The following is a 19,912-nucleotide window of genomic DNA, read 5'->3' on the forward strand; positions in this document are numbered from 1 at the left end:
CAGGGCACCCAGTCCGAAACGGCGCAGCGTTTTCCTGAACAATTGGGTGCTCCAATATCTCAAATTTATATAGCCCGGCGCGGCGTAAGGCCAGTCCCGCCTGCTTGCGGCGTCAGCTACGGCCGAAGAGCCGTTCTATATCGGAAAGTTTCAATTCGATATAGGTCGGCCGGCCGTGATTGCACTGGCCGGAACCCGGCGTGTTTTCCATTTGCCGCAGAAGCGCGTTCATCTCCTCCGGCCGCATGCGCCGGCCGGAACGCACGGAGCCGTGGCAGGCCATGGTGGCCGCGACATATTCCAGCTTGTTGGCAAGCGTGGAGGCCGCGTCCCATTCGGCGATCTCGTCGGCAAGCTGGCGCACCAGCCCCTGCACGTTGACCTCGCCCAGCATGGCCGGTGTTTCCCGGACGGCGACCGCGCCCGGCCCGAAACGCTCGATGACGAGCCCCAGCGCATCGAAACCGGCGGCATGATCCATCAGCCGGTCGCAATCCTCTTCCGGCAGGTCGATGATTTCGGGGATGAGCAACACCTGCGAAGGCGGCCGCCTGGAATGCAGCGCATTGCGCATCTGTTCGAACACCAGCCGCTCATGCGCGGCATGCTGGTCGACGATGACGAGGCCGTTTTCCGTCTGCGCGATGATGTAGTTCTCGTGCAGCTGCGCCCGCGCGGCTCCGAGAGGATAAAGCACAGGTTCCGGCGAGGGGCTTGCGGCGGTCTCGTCAGTGTACCGAGGTTCGGCCCGCGCCGTCGGCATGGTGATGTCGGAAAAGCGTGACTGCACGGCCTCCGCAAATTGCATGTCCCCTGAAACCGCAAGCGGCCGCGAGGGCGAGGTGGCGGCGGACCATGGCGCGGGGGCTGCCATGGAAGGCGAGGGCCGGAGGCCGGACGGGCTGTAGCCGGGGCGGAAGGCGTTCATCATCTGGCTCGCACCCGTCGTTGCGGCCCTGTCGCCGTCACGCGTCAGCGCCTGCCGGATCGCGCCGACGATCAGCCCGCGAATGAGGCCGGGATCGCGGAAACGCACGTCGGATTTTGCCGGGTGCACGTTCACATCCACAAAGGCGGGATCGAGCGTGATGGACAGCACCGCGACCGGATATCGCCCATGCGGCACGGTTTCGGCATAGGCGCCGCGAATGGCGGATAAAAGCAGCTTGTCCTGCACCGGGCGGCCGTTGACGAAAACATATTGATGCGCCGAGTTACCGCGATTGAAGGTCGGCACACCGGCAAAACCGGTGAGCGTCACATCCTCGCGCCCGGCATCGATCTCGATGGCGTTGTCCTTGAACTCGGCACCGAGGATTTGCGCCATGCGGGCGAGATGATCGTCGCCCGTCGAAGGGATTTCGAGCGTCGAGCGGTCGGTGCCGGAGAGCACGAAACGAATATGCGGAAAGGCGATTGCCATCCGTTTGACGACCTCGGTGATGGCCGCCGCCTCGGCGCGTTCCGTCTTCAGGAATTTCAGCCGCGCCGGCGTGGCGAAGAACAGGTCGCGCACCTCGACGATGGTGCCGGCATTCGAGGCGGCGGGCCGCACATCGGACACCTTGCCGCCGGTGACGGAAATCACCGAACCCTGTTCCGCGCCCTGTTGGCGGCTGGTGATTGTCAGCTTGGCGACCGAGCCGATGGAGGGCAGCGCCTCGCCGCGAAACCCGAGCGTGCGGATATCATCAAGCGTATCGGAAATCTTCGAGGTGCAGTGACGCCTGACCGCCAGCTCCAGATCGGCAGGCGACATGCCGCAGCCGTTGTCGGTGATCCGCACCAGCCCCTTGCCGCCGCCCGCCGTGGCGATCTCGATCCGGGTCGCGCCGGCGTCGATGGCGTTTTCCACCAGTTCCTTCGTGGCGCTGGAGGGTCTTTCGATGACCTCGCCGGCGGCGATCTGATTGATGAGGGTTTCTGAAAGCTGCTTGATGGCCATGATCGTCATTTTCGCGGATTCGCCGTGGCTTCGAAAGCAAAAAACTCGAACTGCGGAAATTTGCACATGTTTTGCGGCCTGTCCGGCATTCGATCATTTCCGTCAACTTGGCGTTAAGCGTTAATCCGCCTTTAATCGGCCTTGATTATGGTGAGGCGGCTTGAAATGACCGCAGGAACGGGGCCGCCTTCGCCGGGCGGTGTGTGACGTCGACTATGGGTGAGCGTCATCTTCCCCTCAAGACTGCTTCAAGTTGCAAACCCTGATGTCTCTTTTTCGGAATTTTTCGTTTCATCCCGGCATCTGCCCTGGACGATTCCACTAGAAACATAAGCCTGACCCCTGAAAAACAGGCGGGAGTTTGCAGTTGAGTGATTTGGCGTCCTCTGGCGCGGGCGTTCATACGGTGATGCTTGATGCCCTTTGCGACGCGCTTGGCGCGGCGATCGTCGTTTACGACCGGAACGATCACATTATTTTCGCAAGCCGGAAACTCTTGAGCTTTTTTCCGCTGGAAGAGGCCGTCATCGGCCCGGGCGCGCGGCTGCGCGACTATCTGAGCGCGCTTTACGATTGTTATCTGCTCGAGGCGGAAAGCCTCTCCGCCAATGCCCGCCCGCTCGGCCGGGAGGAGTGGATCGGCGAGCGGCTGGCGCTGCACTGGAAGGAAAGATCGGAAAAAACCGAACGGCTGAAGGGCGAACGTTTCCTGCGCTTCGTCATGAACCGCCTGCCGTCCGGCCTCGGCATCAGCGTGGTTGCCGATATTTCCGAACAGAAGAAGCGCGAAGAGCAATGGCGCATTGACCTCGAGCGCGTGCAGCTCATCGAGGATATTCTCGACAATCTGCCGTTTCCCGTCTTCGTCAAGGACCGGAACATGGCCTATGCCGCCGTCAACAAATCCGCCTGCGCCCTCGTCGAAACCAGCCCCGAGAGCATTCTCGGCCGCACCGTTTTCGATCTCCACTCGCGCAAGGTCGCCGGACGGATCGATATTGCCGATCGTATGGTGCTGGATAGCGGCACGCCGAGCGTCATTCCCGAAAGGGTGCGGCGGCTGAGCGGCGAAGAGGTGCTGACCATCACCCGCAAGCAGCGTGTGGGCAGGCCCGGCCGATATTTCCTGGTGACGACGATGGAGGACGTGACCGCTCTCGCCACCATCGATGCCAACGGCATGCCCGTCATTCCCTCGCTGGAACATGTCCCTTTTGTCGCCTCCACTTACGGCAGGGATGAGGAAACGGACAATCGCGGCGGGGTTTTAAAGAGCAAGGCGGTGCTGATCGTCTCTGAAAACGGACGCTTTGCGCAAGCCGCCGGTCGCCGGCTGACAGCGGGCGGCATGGACCATGCCGCGGTGACGAGCGAGGACGAGCAGCGTGCCTTCATCGATGTCGCGGCTTCCGCCGGCGTGAGTATCGATGTGGTCGTTGTCGACGCCCAGATGAGCGTCGCCTGCCTCGATATTGCCGCCGCGCATGATCTGCCCGTCGTCACCATCGAGGAAGAGGAGATTGACGCTTCGCTGCTGCATTATCTTGCGGCCGGGCTGCAATCGTCCCCGAAGGAGAAAACCGCTGACGAGGACTGGGAGATCATGACGGAGGACCTGCCTGAAATCCTCAAGACCGGCGGTGTCTGCGATATACTTCTCGTCGAGGATAACAGGGTCAACCAGATCGTCTTTTCGCAGATACTCGAGGGTCTCGGGCTTTCCTGGCGGCTTGCCACTTCGGGCGAGGAAGCCCTGCGTCTCTTTGCCGAACAGCCGCCTTCCGCCGTCCTGCTCGACACGACGCTGGGCGATATCGACGGCTTCGAAGTCGCGCGCCGCATGCGCGGCCTTTGCGGCGAAAAGCACATTCCCATCGTCGGTGTCATCACCCACGCTTTCGAGGGCGATCTCGATAAATGCCGGGCGTCCGGCATGGACGACATGCTGCTGAAGCCCGTCAGCCCGGATATGGTCGAGGCGGTTTTCCTGCGGCTTTTCGGCAAGGATGTCCTGCGGCTGCAGGCATGACGTAGCCTTTGTCAGGAGGCTATGGCTTTTTTAATACTTGCCCTGCATTGTGAGCGCGGTCGACACAGGATTCACGAGATGCAGGAATGAAACGGGCAGAGCCGCAAACGTTGCAGGTCAGCCAGAACGAGCTGCAGGCGATGGCCTACAGCGACCCGCTGACGGGGCTCGGCAACCGCTACCGTCTGCGGGACAAGATTCGCATGCTTGCCAGCGAGCGCTCCAGCGATCCCGCGCCCTTCACGGTCGGCATCGCCAATATAGACGGCTTCAAACCCATCAACGATCTGTTCGGCGTGCAGGCGGGCGATGAAATCCTCTGCCAGGTCGCGCACCGGCTGAAGGCCTGCATTCCCGATGGCGCGGTCGTGACGCGCCATGACGGCGACGAATTCGCCTTCGTGCTGCCGCTGGTGTTCGAGCGCACGGGCGCCGAGCGCATCGGCAACATGATCAAGGACGTGCTTTCTGCCCCTTACGATCTCGGCGACCGCAATGTCCGCCTGTCCTCCTCCTTCGGTTTTGCCATCTATCCCTTCGCCGGCGATGAATTCGAGGATTTGCTGAAAAGCGCCGAGACGGCGCTCTATCGCTCCAAGAGACGTGGCCGCGGCCAGATCACGATCTATTCGCGCGAAATCGCGCAGGAAATGAAGCGGGCCACGCAACTGGAACAGGCGCTCAGAAACGCCATCATCACCGATGCCATCGATGTGCATTTCCAGCCCATCGTCAGGCTGGAAGAGGCCAAGGTCATCGGTTTCGAGGCGCTGGCCCGCTGGAACGATCCGGACCTCGGTTTCGTATCGCCCGCCGTTTTCGTGCCGCTTGCCGAAGAGCGCGGTTTCATCGATGCGCTGTCGGAAGCTCTGCTCCGAAAGGCGGCGGAGGCAGCCCTGTTCTGGCCGCGTGAGCTTTTCCTGTCCTTCAACCTCTCTTCCGCGCAATTGATGGACCCCAGCACGGCGGACAATATTCTCTCCATCCTCTCGCGTGTCGGTCTCGATCCGCACCGGCTGGAGCTTGAAATCACCGAAACGGCTGTGATGACTTCCGCAGATACTGCCCAGCGCATCATCAGCGAATTGCAGAGCGCCGGCGTTCGCATTTCGCTGGATGATTTCGGCACCGGCCAGTCGAGCCTCGGCCGCCTGCGCGATTTCACCTTCGACAAGGTAAAGATCGACCGCGCCTTCGTCTCGCGCATCAGCAGCGACCGCCCTTCCGAACATATCATCAAGGCCATCGTCGCCATGTGCGAAGGGCTCGATCTCGAAGTCGTGGCGGAAGGGATCGAAGAACGGGCGGAAGAGGAAAAGCTGCGCGCGCTCGGCTGCGCCATGGGGCAGGGCTATTTCTACGGCCGCCCCGCCGATGCCGCCGCGACCCAGCGGTATCTGCACGAGAACTATCGCGAGATATTGTCGGATATTTCCTGAGGCGGTACGGCTTGGTCGTGACGCTTGTTGGAGAAAACACTATCTCAGCCAAGCTTGTGCGCGCCGGCGCATCCCCGCCCCCTCATTCCTGTGCTTGTCACAGGAATCCAGCCGACGCGCGTCTGCGCGGCGAAACGACTCCTTCCAGCCCAAGGACTTGGGCTGGCTAGATTCCTGTGACAAGCACAGGAATGAGGGAGGTCGTTTCGGGAGCAGCCCTTGCCAGAAGGCGCTCCGCGTTTTGTTGCGGGCGGCCTACGCCGCGCTTCACAACCGATAAAGCGGCTCGAACCGGCCCTTCACCTCGACCCCCAGCTCGAACGTCAACCCATGCTGCGGATTGGCGGCAATGGCGTCATCATCGAGATGTTCGCGTGCCGAGGTGACGAGAAGGCGCGATGCGTCGGGGCCGATGAAGGCCGGGCAGGTCGTCTGTCCGCCCGGCACCTCATATCGGGCGATGTGATTGCCGTCGGTATCGTAACGATCCACGGCACCCACGCCCCAGCGGGCGTTCCAGATATGCCCTTCGGCATCGCAGACCGACCCGTCGATGCCGCCTTTGACACCGGTGGAATCGATGAAGACTTCAGCCTTGCCTGCGGGAAGGCCGGTCTCGGCATCGAGCGGCACCCGCATCAGCTTGTTCACCTTGGTATCGACGTAATATCCCGTCGCGCCATCGGGCGAGAAGCAGATCGAATTCGGAATGCTGATCTCGGCAAACAGCTTCGTCACGGTGCCCTTCGCGACATGATAGATGCTGCCCGCGCCGGTCTCCGCCTTACGGCCCATGGTGCCGATCCACAACGCGCCGGAGGGGTGCATGCGCCCGTCATTGGAGCGGTTGCCGGGCAAGTCCTTTTCCAGCTCCGCATGCAGCGTCAGCACACCGGTTGCCGTGTCGCGCAGGAAAAGCCCGTCATCGGAGGCGATCAGCTGCTTGCTGTCGCTGACCTTGGCGAGCGCACTACCCATGAAGGGCAAAGCGTGCACGGTCTTGCGGCCGGAGGCGAGATGCAGCTCATGCAGTTCCCGCTCAAGAATATTGAACCACCAGGCGGTGCCGGTCGCAGGGTCGAAGGTCGGGCCTTCGCCGAGCAGCATCGGCGTCTCGTCCAGAACACGTCCGGCAAAGGGAAAAACAGTCGCCAAGCTCTTATCCTCCGATGGCTGCATCATAGGCTGAAAGTGTGACAGTGGCGCGTTCGCGCACCTCCGCCGCCGTCATGCCCGGCTTGTAAAGGCTGGTGCCAAGGCCGAAAGCCACGATACCGGCCGAGGTATATTCGGCAAAATTCTTGTCCGAGACGCCGCCGACGGCGGCGATCACCAGATCCTTCGGCAGGATCGTCCGGATCGCATTGATGCCGGCGGGGCCGATGATGCTGGCGGGGAAGAATTTCAGCCCCGTCGCGCCGGCCTTTGCGGCCACCAGCGCCTCGGTGGGGGTCAGAACACCCGGCATCGTCACCATGCCCTTGACGCGCGCGGCAACGATCACATCGGCATCGGCATTGGGGCTCACCATCAGCTTGCCGCCGGCCGCATCCAGCGAGGCCACGTCTTCCACGCTGAGCACGGTGCCCGCGCCGATCAGGCAATCGGCGGGCGCCATCTTCGCGGCGATCTCGATGGAACGGAACGGATCGGGCGAATTGAGCGGAATTTCAATCGCGCGGAAGCCGGTTTCGATCAGCGCGCCGACGACGCCTTCGGTTTCCTCGGGTTTCAGACCGCGCAGGATGGCGATCAGCGGATATTTGATGGAAGGGAAGGGAATACGCATGGTCGATCTTTCTTCTTATGGCCAGATGGCATTTGCAGCGGCCAGCAGTCCGCGCCGCACGGCCTCGTCTGCATCGATGACCGTATAGTGGATATCAAGGGCGGTGAAGGCGCCTTCGTAAAGCGCGCCGAGCGCACCCGAACCGATCAGCACCACCGGCGTCTCGCGCCGGGCGGTGGAATGCGCGCCGGCGATTTCCAGCCCGATCATGATGCCGGAGAGCTTGGCCTTGGCGTCGGTGGCGGTGAGGCCGTGCAGCAATTGGCCGGAGCGAAGGGTGAAAAAGCGATTGGTCGCAAGCTGCGGATTGGCATAGATGTCGCGCACCGCCGCCGTAAAAGCCGCATGTTCGCCGGTAAAGGCTTCGGCCTCGGCCACCGCATGGGAAAGGATCGTCTGTTTCGAGACGACTTCGAAGAGTTCGCCGGTCATGAAAGTGGCAAAGCCGGTCACGCCGCCATCCTTCACGGTCACCCATTTGGAATGCGTGCCGGGCATGCAGACGAGCTTTTCACCGGCCTCCGAGGAGGCGAGAGCGCCGAGCAACTGCGTTTCCTCGCCGCGCATCACGTCGGGCGCGTTTTGATCCCGCTGCGCCAGCCCCGGCAGAATCCGCACATCCCGCACCTGGCCCGGCACGCGAACCGCGCCGTCGAGAACCGCCGAAAGCGATGCCGGCACGTCGATATAACCCGCCTCGACCCAACCCTGCCGCGCGCCTGCCATGCCGCAGACGAGAACCGGCAAACCTTCCGGCGCGCCGATGGCGTCGAGATGCGATTGCAGCACATCGGCGAAACCGGTCCGCATGGCGGTGGTCATGCCTTCCGTGCTTCTGCGTTCCGCCAGCACCGCGCCCGATCGGCTCATGAGCCAGAGCCGGAAACTGGTCGTACCCCAGTCGACGGCGATGAAAGCGGGTTCAGACATTATAGGAGGCCTCCGTCTACGATTATGGATTGCGCCGTAATGGCGCTCGATGCCGATGATGCGAGAAACAGGCACGGCCCCGCCAGATCGGCGGCGACGAGCGTGCGCTTCAGACATTGCCGCGCGGTGGTGGCGGCAATGCCCTCATCCGTCAGCCATAGTTCCTTCTGCCGCTCCGTCACGATCATGCCGGGCAGCAGCGTGTTGACGCGGATATTTTCCGGCCCCAGCCGTCCGGCAAGGCTTTTCGTCAGCCCGATGATGCCGGCCTTGGCCGCCGCATAGGAGGGTAGTTCGCCCATGTTGAGCAGAAACGAGATGGACGAGAAATTGACGATGGACGCATCTTTCGCCTGCCGCAGATAGGGCAGGGATGCCTGAACCGTGAAGAACATCTGCTTGAGATTGACCGCCTGATTGGCGTCCCAATAGGCTTCCGTCACCGTGTCTATGTCGTGGCGGTCGTCCCAGGCGGCGTTGTTGACCAGCACCTTGATGCCGCCGGTGGCGGAAGCCGCGGCCGCCACCGTTTTTCCGATCGCCGCAATATCGCGAAGGTCGGTCTTGAAGAAGTGGACCGGATGCGGCGCCGTCGTTGCAAGCCGCTTGACGAGCGCCAGGCTCGGCTCTTCGGCGATATCGATGAACGAAACCTTCGCGCCCTGCATCGCAAGGGCTTCCACCAGCGATGCCCCGATGCCGGAACCGCCGCCGGTGACGAGCACGCCCGCATCCTTGAGGTCCGGAAATTGGGCTTGCGTCATCGGCGTCATCTCGTCCATGAAAGGCTTGATTGTTCCATTATTTGGAACTAGATTTTACTAAATGGAATTATTCTCTTGGCGTCACGCTTATGTCAAGGCAGATGATGGTGGATGTTGCCATGCCCGATAATAAAAAGCCCAATGGGCGAAAGCCTGATGCGGTTCCGGTGACGCAACGGAAAACCGGAGTTGAGACGGGCACGCTCGGCAAGGCCGTCTCGCTGCTGGAGCTGATCGCCTTTGCTGAAAAACCGATGCGCTTTACCGATGTGGTCGAAGCCTGCGGCCAGCCGCGGGGCACGGTTCACCGCCAGCTCGCCCATCTTGTCGCCGAAGGCCTTGTCGATCACGCTGCCGATCAGACCTATGCCGTGGGACTGAGGTTGCTGCAACTGGCCGCGAAAGCCTGGAGCGGCAACGACCTGCGCAGCGTCGCGGCCCCCCATCTGGCGGCGCTGCAGGAGATGACGCAGGAGTCGGTACATCTCGCCGTGCTGAACGGCAGGCAGGTCACCTATCTCGACAAGATGGAGGGCCGGCATACATTACGCATGCATTCGCAGGTCGGCAAAACCTCGCCAGCCTATTGCACCGGGGTGGGCAAGGCGGCGCTGTCGTTGCTCTCTGCCGACGATCTGGCGCAGCTGGCTGGGGAACTGGATTTTCATCGCTTCACGGAAAGCACGGTCACGACGCCGGAAGCGCTGATGGCGGAGGTGGCGACCATTCGCGACAACGGCTACGGGTTCGACCTTCAGGAGCACGAGATCGGAATTCACTGTGTCGCCGCGCCGGTCCGGGCGCCTGGGCGCAATTTTCGCGCGGCGATTTCCGTCACCGGCCCGGCCTATCGCGTGGATGTGGAACAGCTCCGCAAATGGGGGCCGCTCGTGCGCGAGACCGCCGACAGGATTTCCGACGATCTTGCCTGCAGATTATCCCCGGTTGCGGATGGTTGAAGAAAACAGGGCGCGCAGTCCCTGGATTTTCCCGTGCAGAAAGGCCGGCCATGCACCCATTCAGATGCGTTCGATATTATTTTCGACTATTCTGAATTAAGTTTTCAACTTTTGTTTGCATGAATCGTTTTGGTGAGTAACATCCGCAACAATTTCCGGGCAAGGGCGGGCCTTTGCGGCGGCATTTTCTCATTCTCGAAGAACAGCTTTGATGCAGAAAACAGAGACGGCCGCCGTTCAGTCGATTGGTGTTGATTGCGTTCGCGAGATCGCCGATCTCAACACGCAATTCGATATATTCCGGTTTTTGAAACGGCTGACGGAGGCCTGGGAATTCAGGGCTTTCATGGTGCTCGACCTGTCTTCGGAAGTGGCGAGCGAACTGTCGCAATATACGATCATCACCAGCTGGCCGGCCGAGCTTCTGCAGCGTTACGATGAAGAGGGCATGCTGCAGACCAGCCGGGTGATGGCGCAGTTGAAAAAATCGACCGTCCCCTTTTCCGTCTCCATGGATTTTCTGGTCAGGGGCGACGGAGAAATCGCCAAAAAAACCGTGATCAACCTTTTCGAACGATTCGAGATGATCAATTCGGTCTGGTTCCCCGTTCACGACATCACCATGCGGCGCGGCGCGGTATCTTTTTCCGGCAACAAGACTGCTGTGCCCGCCAGCCGGCTTGCGGAGCTTTTTTACATTTCCAGCCATGTCTTTGCCCGGCTATCTGAAATCCGTCGCCTCGATCTCAGGGTTCCCGAAACCCTGAGCGAGCGGGAGATCGACTGCCTGAACTGGACCGCCGCCGGCAAGACCAGCGCCGAAATCGCCGAAATCATGATGCTGTCGGAACATACCATCAATCATTACCTGAACCGTGCGACGAAAAAACTCGACACGGTCAACCGCACCCAGGCCGTCGCAAAAGCGCTGCGGGTCGGCCTGATAAAATAGCGAAATCTTAATTTTATCATTGTGATAAACCGCTTCCTGGGCGATCCTCTTTTCGAATCACCGGAAAGGAGAAATCGTTTGCCGGAACGGCATAAGGTAAAAGCAGGATTTTCTCCGACTATCGATTGCGCCGTGCTGATAGCCGCTGCCGAAAAAGGCTTTGCTGCCGATGAAGGCATAGAACTCGAACTTTTCCGAAAACAGTCCGCCCGCGCCGTGCTTGCGACGCTCGGCGAGGATGGCGTTCACGTCGCACATCTGCCCGCCCCGGTTCCGGTCGGCTCCGCTGTCGGCCTGGACGATCTGCCGGCCGATATTGTCGGCGTTTTCACGCTTTCCCTCGGTGGATCGGCGACGACCGTTTCCCACGGATTTTATGACGAGCTCTACCGCGAAGGGCTGAAGCTGCCGGACCCGGCGGCTTTTGGACGCGCCATGGCCCGTGTCTGCGCCGCGCGCCGGGCGGCGGGCGGAAATCCGCCGGTCTTTGCGGTCGAGGATATCGTCTCCACGCCGTTTTATGCGCTGCGTTACCTGCTCGGAAGCTGCGGCGTGCTGCTCGGCCGCGATATGGAAATCGTCGAGGCCCTGCCGAAGGCGATGCCGGGGCTCCTGGAAAGCGGCAAGGTCGATGCGCTCTGTACCGCCGAACCGGCGGGCAGCGCCGTGGTGCTCGGCGGCGCCGGCCGGATCGTCACCACCGGGGCGTTGATCTGGCACAACGCGCCGGAAAAGATACTGGCCGCGAAGAAGCGGTGGACGGAGGACAACCCAGCCCTTCTCGAAGGGCTGCTGCGCGCCCTTTACCGCGCTGGCGAATGGTGCGCCAATGCCGCCAATATCGAGGAACTTGCGGGCATTCTCGCCGCCCCTCAATATATGGATGAGAACGGCGAATTCCTGCTGCCGGCGCTGACGGGCTATATTTCCACCTCGCAGCGGGACATGCAGCGCTTTCAGGAGTTTTTCGTGACCAGCGCCAAGGCCGCCAATTTCCCATGGCAGAGCCAGGCCCTGTGGTTCTTCAGCCAGATGTTGCGCTGGGGCGAGGTTTCCGCCGATTGCCGGTTCGATCCCGCAGTGGTGGAGGCGGCCCGCAACGCCTACCGGCCGGATATTTTCCGCAAGGCGATGAAGCCGCTTTTCGTGCCGGTGCCGGGTGCTAATCTGAAACTCGAGGGCACGCTGCGCGAGCCTGTTCATGTCGGCGCATCGCGCACGGGTCTGGTGCTCGGCCCCGACTGTTTTTTCGACGGCCATGTTTTCGATCCGGAAACGCTGGCGATGGACGACGAAATCTGAAACCGCAGCGTTAAATCGTCGCGAATGCCTGACTGTCGCGCTTTGGCATTGGCGAAGCGCTCCGGCTTGTCTATGGATGGCACGCAATACCCGGTCGGATGATGAAGCGGAGCAGGAATATGGCAGAGGTCAGCAGGAGCCAGGTGGAAAAGGCGCTGGAAACGGTGATCTATCCCGGTAGCGGCAAGAGCATCGTCGCACTCGGCATGGTCTCGGAAATCTTCATCGCCGATGCGAAGGCCTATTTTTCGATCACTGTCCCGGCCGACAAGGCTGCGGAGATGGAGCCGTTGCGGCTTGCCGCCGAACGGGCGGCCAAAAGTGTGGAAGGCATCGTCGGCGCGGTCGTGGCGCTGACGGCCGACCGCAAGCCCGGCCAGCAGCAACCCGCACCCGCCGCGCGCCCCGCCGCCGCAACCGGCCGGCCGGCCCAACAGCCCGGCTCCTCAAAGGTGGGCGTTCCGGGTGTGCGGGCCATCATCGCCGTGGCCTCGGGCAAGGGCGGAGTGGGCAAGTCGACCACCGCGGTCAATCTGGCGCTCGGCCTCCAGTCGCTCGGCCTCAAGGTCGGTATGCTCGATGCCGATATTTACGGCCCTTCGCTGCCGCGACTGCTGAAAATTTCCGGCCGCCCGCAGCAGCAGGAAGACCGCATCATCCTTCCCATGGAAAATTACGGGCTGAAGGTCATGTCCATGGGCTTTCTGGTGGATGAGGAAGCCGCGATGATCTGGCGCGGGCCGATGGTGCAGTCCGCCCTCATGCAGATGCTGCGCGAGGTGGCCTGGGGCGAACTGGATGTGCTGGTGCTGGACATGCCGCCCGGCACCGGCGATGCGCAGCTTACCATCGCCCAGCAGGTGCCGCTCGCCGGCGCCGTCATCGTTTCCACGCCGCAGGATCTGGCGCTGATCGATGCGCGCAAGGGCATCACCATGTTCCGCAAGGTGGAGGTTCCGTTGCTCGGCGTCATCGAGAATATGAGCTATTTCATCGCGCCCGATACCGGCGCGCGTTACGATATTTTCGGCCATGGCGGCGCGAAGGCCGAAGCCGAGCGGATCGGCGTGCCCTTCCTCGGCGAAGTGCCGCTCACCATCTCCATCCGCGAAATGTCGGATGCCGGAACGCCGGTCGTCGCTGCCGAGCCCAATGGCCCGCAGGCCGCGATCTATCGCGATATTGCCGAAAAAGTCTGGGCGCGCATCGGTGCGGGCGAGAGAAAAGCGGCGCCGAAGATCGTTTTCGAGTAGCGCGGCAATCATGAACGGAAAATCGGGCAGGTCTCTGCCCGCTTTGAATAATCTTTTGAAAACAGAAGATTAATCGCCAGTATCGCGCAGGCTTTCCGGATTTGAACTCCAGAAATGCTTCGCCTGCAATGCTGTCGAGAAAAAATATTGCTTGATTGCATCTCGCTTTGGGCGCATACGCCTGCGCCGTTTGGCTCTTGGTCCATCGGGCTGGCGAGATTGTGAAAATCCCGCTCGTTCCGACGTTCCCTGAAGTGTCGTCCAAGGGTTTGCCGAGCGCAAACAGGATATGTTAAGCAGCGTTGCGGCTGAAGCCTGCAATGTGGAGCGGAGAAACGGATTGATAAAAGCCTATCGCGCCAATTGCGAGGCGATCAGCCTGTCGTCAGACGACGGCTCCGGACAGATTCCCGACGACATCGTCTGGATCGATCTCGTCAATCCGGACAGGGCGGAAGAGCAGCATGTGGAAAAGCTGCTGGGGCTCGATCTGCCCACCCGCGAGGATCTGAAGGATATCGAACCCTCCAGCCGGCTTTATATGGAAGACGGCAATGTCTTCATGACCGCGTCCCTGGTGTGGAAGGCGGATTCGGACGATCCCCGTCTCACAGACGTCGCCTTCATCCTTGCCGGCAAGCGTCTGGTGACGATCCGTTACGCCGAGCCGAAATCCTTCCATCTCTTCATTGCCGCCATCACCCGCGTTCCGCACGAGATGCGCAGCGGCGCGGCGCTGCTCCTGAAGCTGCTGGAAACCATCGTCGACCGCACGGCGGAAATCCTCGAAAACTCGGTTACGGGGATCGACAATCTCGCCGCCGACATTCTCGGCAGCCAGGCTCGTTCCAAACGCAAGGCGCCGCGCTATCTAGAAGACCGCCTCGGCAACATCGCCGCCTATCACCGGCTGATATCGAAGGTCCGCGTGAGCCTTGCATCTCTGGCGCGTCTTCAGACCTTTCTGTCCACCAGCGATCAGGTTCGCGAGGACAAGGGCGCGCGGGAGCAGGGCAAGTCGATCGGGCGCGATATTCAGTCGCTGAACGAACATGCCTCCTTCGTTTCCGGCAATCTGACCTTCCTGCTGGACGCCTCGCTTGGTATCATCAACATCGAGCAGAACAGCATCATCAAGATTTTTTCCATTGCTTCGGTGGTGTTCCTGCCGCCGACGCTGGTGGCCTCTGTTTATGGAATGAACTTTCAGCTCATGCCGGAGTTGAACTGGACATTCGGTTACCCACTCGCGCTCATCGTCATGCTGATGTCCGCCATCATCCCGTTTCTCTTTTTTCGTTGGAAGGGCTGGCTCTGAGGAGCCAGGATCATCATGTCCCAGATCGCTGACAAGGATGTTGCCGAGAAACCGGATGCGGATGACGAGCACAGGAACAAGGGGCTTTATGCCGCGATCCTTGGTTCCATCGGCGTCGTCTATGGCGATATCGGCACCAGCCCGCTCTACGCCTTCCGCGAGGCGCTGCGGCCCATCGCCTATGACGGCGTGACGCAGGAAGAAGTCATCGGCCTCACATCGCTGATGATCTGGTCTTTGACGATCATCGTCACCTTCAAATACATTACCCTGCTGCTGCGCGCCGACAATGACGGCGAGGGCGGCACGCTGTCGCTGCTGGCGCTGCTGATGAAGACGGCGGGCACCCACCGCAGCGTCCTCATCGTGCTCGGCCTCATCGGTGCGGCGCTGTTTCTGGGCGATGCCATGATTACGCCGGCGCTTTCGGTGCTTTCGGCGGTGGAGGGCCTGAAGCTCGTCACGCCGGAAATGGACGCCTTCATCATCCCGATTTCCGTCGGCATTCTCATCGGCCTCTTCGCCATCCAGTCCCACGGCACGGGCACGGTGGCGAAATTCTTCGGGCCGATCACCGCCGTCTGGTTCATCGTCATGGGTCTGGCCGGTCTCCTCCATATCGCCGATGATTTCAGCATCCTCTTCGCCTTCAACCCGTGGCATGCGGTGGAGTTTCTGGCCAGTGAAGGCTTCTACGGCATCGTCGTGCTCGGCGCGGTCTTCCTGACGATCACCGGGGCGGAAGCGCTTTACGCCGATCTCGGCCATTTCGGCCGCCGTCCCATCCAGTGGGCGTGGTTCTGTCTGGTTTTCCCGGCATTGACGCTGAACTATCTCGGGCAGGGCGCGTTGGTGCTGAAAGACCCGGCGGCGATGTCCAATCCCTTCTATCTGATGTTCCCGCAATGGGCGATCCTGCCGGCCGTCATTCTGGCGACCGCCGCCACCATCATCGCCAGCCAGGCGGTCATAACCGGCGCGTTTTCGCTCGTGCGTCAGGCGATCCATCTCGGTTATCTGCCGCGCATGGAAATCCTCTTCACCTCGGAAACCAATACCGGGCAGATTTACCTGCCGGCCGTCAACACCATCCTGCTGTTCGGCGTCGTCGCTCTCGTGCTCACCTTCAAGAGTTCCGATGCGCTGGCCACCGCTTATGGTATCTCGGTTACCGGCGCGATGGTCGTCACCAGCCTGATGTTCTTCGAATTCGTGCGCAAGCGCTGGCAATGGTCGGTCTGGCTGGCAATTGCCGTGCTGGCCCCGCTTCTGGCGCTGGAGCTGATCTTCCTCGGCGCGAACCTGCTGAAGATTCACGATGGCGGTTATGTGCCGGTGCTGCTGGCAATCGCCTTCACCGTCATCATGACCACCTGGCAGCGCGGTTCGAGAATCCTCTTCGCCAAGACCCGCCGCATCGATGTGCCACTGAAGGCTTTCATCGCCTCGGTGGAAAAGGAAAGCGCCCATGCGCCGGTGCGCGTGCCCGGCACGGCCATCTTCCTAACCGGCGATCCGGAAACGGCGCCGGCGGCCCTGCTGCATAACCTCAAGCACAATCACGTCCTTCACGACAAGAACGTCATCCTGACGATCCGCACCGAAGACCAGCCGCGCGTTCACCCCGAAGATCGTTATACGCTGACGAAGATGAGCGACCGTTTCGCCGTGGTCGAACTGCATTTCGGCTTCATGGAAACCCAGAACGTCACCCAGGCGCTGGGGTATCTGAGGCGCACCGGCTACAAGTTCGATATCATGTCGACCTCGTTTTATCTCGGCCGCCGCAAGCTGGTGCCGGATCCGAAATCGGGCATGCCGGGCTGGCAGAACCGCCTGTTCATCGCGCTCGCCGAAACCGCCGCCGATCCGTCCGATTATTTCCGCCTGCCGGCCAACCGCGTGGTGGAACTGGGTTCGCACGTCGTCGTCTGATGAAGTGGGCATGCCCTTAATGTAGCTGGGCGATCTCCTTCTTTCCGCCCTACCGGCCTTGAGCCGGTATCCAGCCAGCCCAATTCCCTGGGCTGAAAGAGTTTTTATGCCGCGCCGACGCGCGTCGGCTGGATTCCGGCTCGAGGCCGGAATGACGGATGTGGAGATGCCGTGCGGGACAGTTATGATCGGCACATGCGAACTCGACTCCACGCCACGCGCATTAGAATGTGGTTACACATTAACGTGAAGCCGCGTCCGCGCGCGGCGTTAACCAAGCATCAAGGTTAATAAGAGATTCTCGAACACCTGTAGCAAATATGGTTGTCGGTGTTCGGAGTGCTGGTTTTGCGTTCGAAAAGAGTAATGCGTCGTCGGTCCCCCGTGTCCCTTCAGGGGTGGGCGTCCAAATGGACCTCGCCCGTCGTCTTCGGCCTTGCCGCCTGGCTCGTTTTTCCCTCCCTCGCTGCGCGCGCGGACCTGGCCTCGCTTCTGGCCGGTCTGGACAATGGCGGCGAGCAATGGCGCATGGTGCTGACGGCCTCTCCGGCGGGCTCGGTGCACAATGCCTCGCTCACCTTCAACGATGCGGCAGGGGAGGCGGCGCTGCAAGGCGGCGGCATGACCCTGCCCAATGGCAGCAAGGTCGCCTTCGTCACCAACAAGAAGGGCGAGGCAACGACGCCCGACAGCGAGCGCGTCAACCGCGCCGCCAAGAAGGGCCGCATCGTCGCCACCGAAATCATGCAGCCGCCCAAGGCCTTCACCGCCGGTTCCGTTCTGCAGCGCACCAGCATGCTGGATATCGAGCCGCTGAAGCGCAAGGATCGCACCGCTTTCGTCAAGCCGAAGCGCGGCAAGGATGTGGAACTCGCCTCCTTCTATTTCCGCCGCGAGGAAAAGAAGGCGGACAGAAGCGTCTCGCCGATGCTGGCCGAGCTCATCACCAATCGCACGCCGGATATTCTCGCCACGGCCTATGCGCCGGCCGAACCGGATTTCGCCCGCGAGTCGCCCTTCGACGCCATTCTCAAAAAGCCCGAGGCCGGCCGTTTCGTGCCGCAGATCGCCGAGGACGACCACGCCTGGGCGGCCACCCCGCTGCCCGCCGCCGTGTTCTCCGCAGCCGAACAGCAATGCCTCGCCTCCGGCATCTATTTCGAGGCGCGCGGAGAATCGGTGAAGGGGCAGGCGGCGGTGGCGCAGGTCATCCTCAACCGCGTGCGCAATCCCGCTTATCCGAAAACCATTTGCGGCGTCGTCTATCAAAACAAGGACTGGCGCAACCGCTGCCAGTTTTCCTTCGCCTGCGACAATATCAAGGACCGCGTGAATTCCGAACGCCACTGGAAAATGGCGCGCGAAGTGGCCATGGCCACCACCGCCGGCAAAATCTGGTTGAAGGAAGTGGGTTCGGCAACCCATTATCACGCCGTTTATGTGCGTCCCGCCTGGGGCCGCACCATGAAGAAGGTCGGCAGAATCGGATTGCACGTCTTTTACCGTACCTATGGTGGCGGCTGGAGCTGATACCACCGCCGATTTATCGCATTTTGCGTGTCAAAAATGCCGATTCCCTGGTGAAACATCGCCGCCAAACTGCGATTTGATGTCAAGCTGTTGTTTTTGCATGATTAATTTGTGTCAAAACAACCGCTCGCAGTGCCTTGACTAGAGAAGCCCCTAAAACTATGTTGCGCGCGACTTCAGAGCGGGCTGGAACAGGCTTAATCCGTCACCGTTTACAACTCCAAAGGGTTCTGGCATGGCTGGAACGGAGAGAACGGGTGGGATTTTAAGATGACTGGCAACCGTGACGATAGTCTGGACGAGCGCCGCAAGCGCCTTGCTGACGAGTTGGCCAAGGTGAAGGCGGAGGATGAGGCGGAAGTGAGGGCGGAGACCAACGCTGCGGAAAGCCGGAAGGGCTTTGCGATGGCGGTTAAGCTCTCATCGGAGTTCATCTCGGCCATCGTGGTCGGCGCTATGCTGGGTTATCTTCTGGACTATTTTGCCGGCACGACGCCGTGGGGGATGATCGTTCTTCTTCTTCTCGGTTTCTGCGCAGGCGTATTGAATGTGTTGCGCTCGACCGGCGCGGTGGCCAGGCCGCCGCTGCTGGAGAAGGCGGACAGGCGAGACGAGGGTGGAAAAGGCGGCGTTTAAGCTGTTTTTTCTTGCAGTTGAGATGCCGCGACAGGCGGCGACAGGTAAAGAGGGCAGCCGGTGGCAAACGATCCGACCCATCAGTTCTTGGTGCAGCCGATCATTCCGATCGAAATTGGCGGCGTCGATTTTTCCTTCACCAATGCGTCGCTCTTCATGGTCGCGACCGTGGCTGCCGCTTCCGGTTTCCTTTATTTCGCAACGTCGAACCGCGGTCTGATCCCGACCCGCATGCAGTCCGTTGCTGAAATGTCCTATGAATTCATCGCCTCCATGCTGCGCGAAGGCGCCGGCAAGAAGGGCATGGTGTTCTTCCCCTTCGTATTCTCGCTGTTCATGTTCGTGCTGACGGCCAATCTTCTCGGCATGTTCCCGTATTTCTTCACGGTCACCAGCCAGATCATCGTCACCTTCGCGCTCGCCTGCCTCGTCATCGGTACGGTCCTGGTTTACGGTTTCTGGAAGCATGGCCTGCATTTCTTCGGCATCTTCGCGCCCTCGGGCGTGCCCAAGGCGCTTTTGCCGCTTGTGGCCTCGATTGAAATGATCTCGTTCCTGTCGCGCCCGATCAGCCTTTCGGTTCGTCTTTTCGCGAACATGCTGGCCGGCCACATCACGCTCAAGGTTTTCGCAGGCTTCGTCGCCTCCATGAGCGCGCTCGGCGCGCTCGGTGTCGGCGGTGCTGTCCTGCCTCTCATCATGACGGTCGCCATGACCGCTCTCGAATTTCTCGTTGCCTTCCTGCAGGCTTATGTCTTCGCGGTACTGACTTGCATGTACCTGAACGACGCCGTGCATGGTGGTCACTGAGAAGTAAAGTCGCTGGCCCCGGCAACGGGCGTCAAAAACAGCCGCAACAACCAATATCTCAAGGAGTCTCACATGGAAGCGGAAGCAGCAAAGTACATCGGCGCAGGTCTCGCATGCCTCGGCATGGCTGGTACGTCCCTCGCACTCGGCCGTATCTTCGGTGATTACCTGTCCGGCGCACTGCGCAACCCCTCTGCTGCCGACAGCCAGTTCGGCCGTCTGGTATTCGGCTTCGCCGTTACGGAAGCTCTGGGCATCTTCTCGCTGCTCGTTGCTCTCCTTCTCCTGTTCGCTGTTTAATATCGGCATCAGGTCTGGATC

General features: G+C 61.0%; 17 protein-coding genes. 12 read left to right on the forward strand and 5 right to left on the reverse strand.

All coding sequences use genetic code 11. From position 1 onward, the window contains the following. Window positions 1-112 precede the first annotated feature (112 nt). Window positions 113-1,945: a DNA mismatch repair endonuclease MutL gene (gene mutL / locus O3W47_RS19380; RefSeq protein ID WP_269314859.1), complete on the reverse strand. Its 1,833-nt coding sequence runs from the start codon at window positions 1,943-1,945 to the stop codon at window positions 113-115. Between the two features lie 409 nt (window positions 1,946-2,354). On the opposite strand from mutL, the gene O3W47_RS19385 reads away from it, so the two are divergent. Both O3W47_RS19385 and O3W47_RS19390 read left to right on the forward strand, forming a co-directional pair. After that, entirely contained in the window at window positions 2,355-3,974 is a 1,620-nt protein-coding gene (locus O3W47_RS19385; protein WP_331283568.1) for a response regulator, read from the forward strand. An 86-nt stretch (window positions 3,975-4,060) separates the two neighbouring features. Further along, window positions 4,061-5,413, forward strand: a complete 1,353-nt coding sequence (locus O3W47_RS19390) for a putative bifunctional diguanylate cyclase/phosphodiesterase (protein ID WP_269314407.1) — start codon at window positions 4,061-4,063, stop codon at window positions 5,411-5,413. Window positions 5,414-5,680: 267 nt separating this feature from the next. Here O3W47_RS19390 and O3W47_RS19395 read toward each other — a convergent pair whose 3' ends face one another. The 4 genes from O3W47_RS19395 to O3W47_RS19410 are packed head-to-tail and all read right to left on the reverse strand — an operon-like array spanning window position 5,681 to window position 8,914. Then, on the reverse strand, window positions 5,681-6,568 hold the full coding sequence (locus tag O3W47_RS19395; RefSeq protein WP_269314408.1) for an SMP-30/gluconolactonase/LRE family protein: 888 nt from the start codon (window positions 6,566-6,568) through the stop codon (window positions 5,681-5,683). 4 nt (window positions 6,569-6,572) lie between these two features. Further along, entirely contained in the window at window positions 6,573-7,202 is a 630-nt protein-coding gene (locus O3W47_RS19400) for a 2-dehydro-3-deoxy-6-phosphogalactonate aldolase (protein ID WP_003521032.1), read from the reverse strand. A gap of 15 nt (window positions 7,203-7,217) precedes the next feature. Then, complete coding sequence (locus O3W47_RS19405) at window positions 7,218-8,132, reverse strand: 2-dehydro-3-deoxygalactonokinase (protein ID WP_262534867.1); 915 nt, start codon at window positions 8,130-8,132, stop codon at window positions 7,218-7,220. Further along, on the reverse strand, window positions 8,132-8,914 hold the full coding sequence (locus O3W47_RS19410; protein ID WP_269314409.1) for an SDR family NAD(P)-dependent oxidoreductase: 783 nt from the start codon (window positions 8,912-8,914) through the stop codon (window positions 8,132-8,134). Before O3W47_RS19410 ends, O3W47_RS19405 begins: the two co-directional genes overlap by 1 nt. Before the next feature lie 71 nt (window positions 8,915-8,985). Between O3W47_RS19410 and O3W47_RS19415 the strand changes: the two genes are divergently transcribed. The 10 genes from O3W47_RS19415 (at window position 8,986) to O3W47_RS19460 (ending at window position 19,891) form a co-directional block, all read left to right on the forward strand. Then, window positions 8,986-9,855, forward strand: coding sequence for an IclR family transcriptional regulator (locus tag O3W47_RS19415; protein WP_269314410.1), 870 nt, complete (start codon window positions 8,986-8,988; stop codon window positions 9,853-9,855). A 211-nt stretch (window positions 9,856-10,066) separates the two neighbouring features. Then, the gene (locus O3W47_RS19420; protein ID WP_080817594.1) at window positions 10,067-10,807 is read left to right on the forward strand and encodes a helix-turn-helix transcriptional regulator; all 741 of its coding nucleotides are present in this window, start codon (window positions 10,067-10,069) and stop codon (window positions 10,805-10,807) included. A gap of 78 nt (window positions 10,808-10,885) precedes the next feature. After that, window positions 10,886-12,109, forward strand: a complete 1,224-nt coding sequence (locus O3W47_RS19425; RefSeq protein ID WP_269314411.1) for a CmpA/NrtA family ABC transporter substrate-binding protein — start codon at window positions 10,886-10,888, stop codon at window positions 12,107-12,109. Window positions 12,110-12,228: 119 nt separating this feature from the next. After that, entirely contained in the window at window positions 12,229-13,362 is a 1,134-nt protein-coding gene (locus O3W47_RS19430) for an Mrp/NBP35 family ATP-binding protein (protein ID WP_269314412.1), read from the forward strand. 340 nt (window positions 13,363-13,702) lie between these two features. After that, a complete protein-coding gene (locus tag O3W47_RS19435; protein WP_003521041.1) occupies window positions 13,703-14,680 on the forward strand; it encodes a magnesium transporter CorA family protein in 978 nt (325 codons plus the stop codon). A 15-nt stretch (window positions 14,681-14,695) separates the two neighbouring features. Further along, the gene (locus O3W47_RS19440) at window positions 14,696-16,615 is read left to right on the forward strand and encodes a potassium transporter Kup (protein ID WP_269314413.1); all 1,920 of its coding nucleotides are present in this window, start codon (window positions 14,696-14,698) and stop codon (window positions 16,613-16,615) included. A 366-nt stretch (window positions 16,616-16,981) separates the two neighbouring features. Continuing rightward, complete coding sequence (locus O3W47_RS19445) at window positions 16,982-18,145, forward strand: cell wall hydrolase (RefSeq protein WP_162936715.1); 1,164 nt, start codon at window positions 16,982-16,984, stop codon at window positions 18,143-18,145. 270 nt (window positions 18,146-18,415) lie between these two features. Continuing rightward, window positions 18,416-18,781, forward strand: coding sequence for an AtpZ/AtpI family protein (locus tag O3W47_RS19450; RefSeq protein WP_269314414.1), 366 nt, complete (start codon window positions 18,416-18,418; stop codon window positions 18,779-18,781). A 60-nt stretch (window positions 18,782-18,841) separates the two neighbouring features. Then, window positions 18,842-19,591: a F0F1 ATP synthase subunit A gene (locus O3W47_RS19455; protein ID WP_003521045.1), complete on the forward strand. Its 750-nt coding sequence runs from the start codon at window positions 18,842-18,844 to the stop codon at window positions 19,589-19,591. 72 nt (window positions 19,592-19,663) lie between these two features. Then, window positions 19,664-19,891 carry a F0F1 ATP synthase subunit C gene (locus O3W47_RS19460; protein WP_003494147.1) on the forward strand — a complete coding sequence of 76 codons (228 nt, stop codon included), beginning with the start codon at window positions 19,664-19,666 and terminating at the stop codon, window positions 19,889-19,891. Window positions 19,892-19,912 lie beyond the last annotated feature (21 nt).

This window comes from Agrobacterium sp. LMR679 (genome assembly GCF_027157905.1).
Taxonomy (GTDB): Bacteria; Pseudomonadota; Alphaproteobacteria; order Rhizobiales; family Rhizobiaceae; genus Agrobacterium; species Agrobacterium leguminum.

Excerpts from the sequence above, each read along its gene's own strand:
- mutL (WP_269314859.1), bottom strand. The coding sequence starts at position 1,945 with ATGGCCATCAAGCAGCTTTCAGAAACCCTCATCAATCAGATCGCCGCC.
- O3W47_RS19385 (WP_331283568.1), top strand. The coding sequence starts at position 2,355 with ATGCTTGATGCCCTTTGCGACGCGCTTGGCGCGGCGATCGTCGTTTAC.
- O3W47_RS19390 (WP_269314407.1), top strand. The coding sequence starts at position 4,061 with ATGAAACGGGCAGAGCCGCAAACGTTGCAGGTCAGCCAGAACGAGCTG.
- O3W47_RS19400 (WP_003521032.1), bottom strand. The coding sequence starts at position 7,202 with ATGCGTATTCCCTTCCCTTCCATCAAATATCCGCTGATCGCCATCCTG.
- O3W47_RS19405 (WP_262534867.1), bottom strand. The coding sequence starts at position 8,132 with ATGTCTGAACCCGCTTTCATCGCCGTCGACTGGGGTACGACCAGTTTC.
- O3W47_RS19410 (WP_269314409.1), bottom strand. The coding sequence starts at position 8,914 with ATGGACGAGATGACGCCGATGACGCAAGCCCAATTTCCGGACCTCAAG.
- O3W47_RS19415 (WP_269314410.1), top strand. The coding sequence starts at position 8,986 with ATGTCAAGGCAGATGATGGTGGATGTTGCCATGCCCGATAATAAAAAG.
- O3W47_RS19420 (WP_080817594.1), top strand. The coding sequence starts at position 10,067 with ATGCAGAAAACAGAGACGGCCGCCGTTCAGTCGATTGGTGTTGATTGC.
- O3W47_RS19430 (WP_269314412.1), top strand. The coding sequence starts at position 12,229 with ATGGCAGAGGTCAGCAGGAGCCAGGTGGAAAAGGCGCTGGAAACGGTG.
- O3W47_RS19440 (WP_269314413.1), top strand. The coding sequence starts at position 14,696 with ATGTCCCAGATCGCTGACAAGGATGTTGCCGAGAAACCGGATGCGGAT.
- O3W47_RS19445 (WP_162936715.1), top strand. The coding sequence starts at position 16,982 with ATGCGTCGTCGGTCCCCCGTGTCCCTTCAGGGGTGGGCGTCCAAATGG.
- O3W47_RS19450 (WP_269314414.1), top strand. The coding sequence starts at position 18,416 with ATGACTGGCAACCGTGACGATAGTCTGGACGAGCGCCGCAAGCGCCTT.
- O3W47_RS19460 (WP_003494147.1), top strand. The coding sequence starts at position 19,664 with ATGGAAGCGGAAGCAGCAAAGTACATCGGCGCAGGTCTCGCATGCCTC.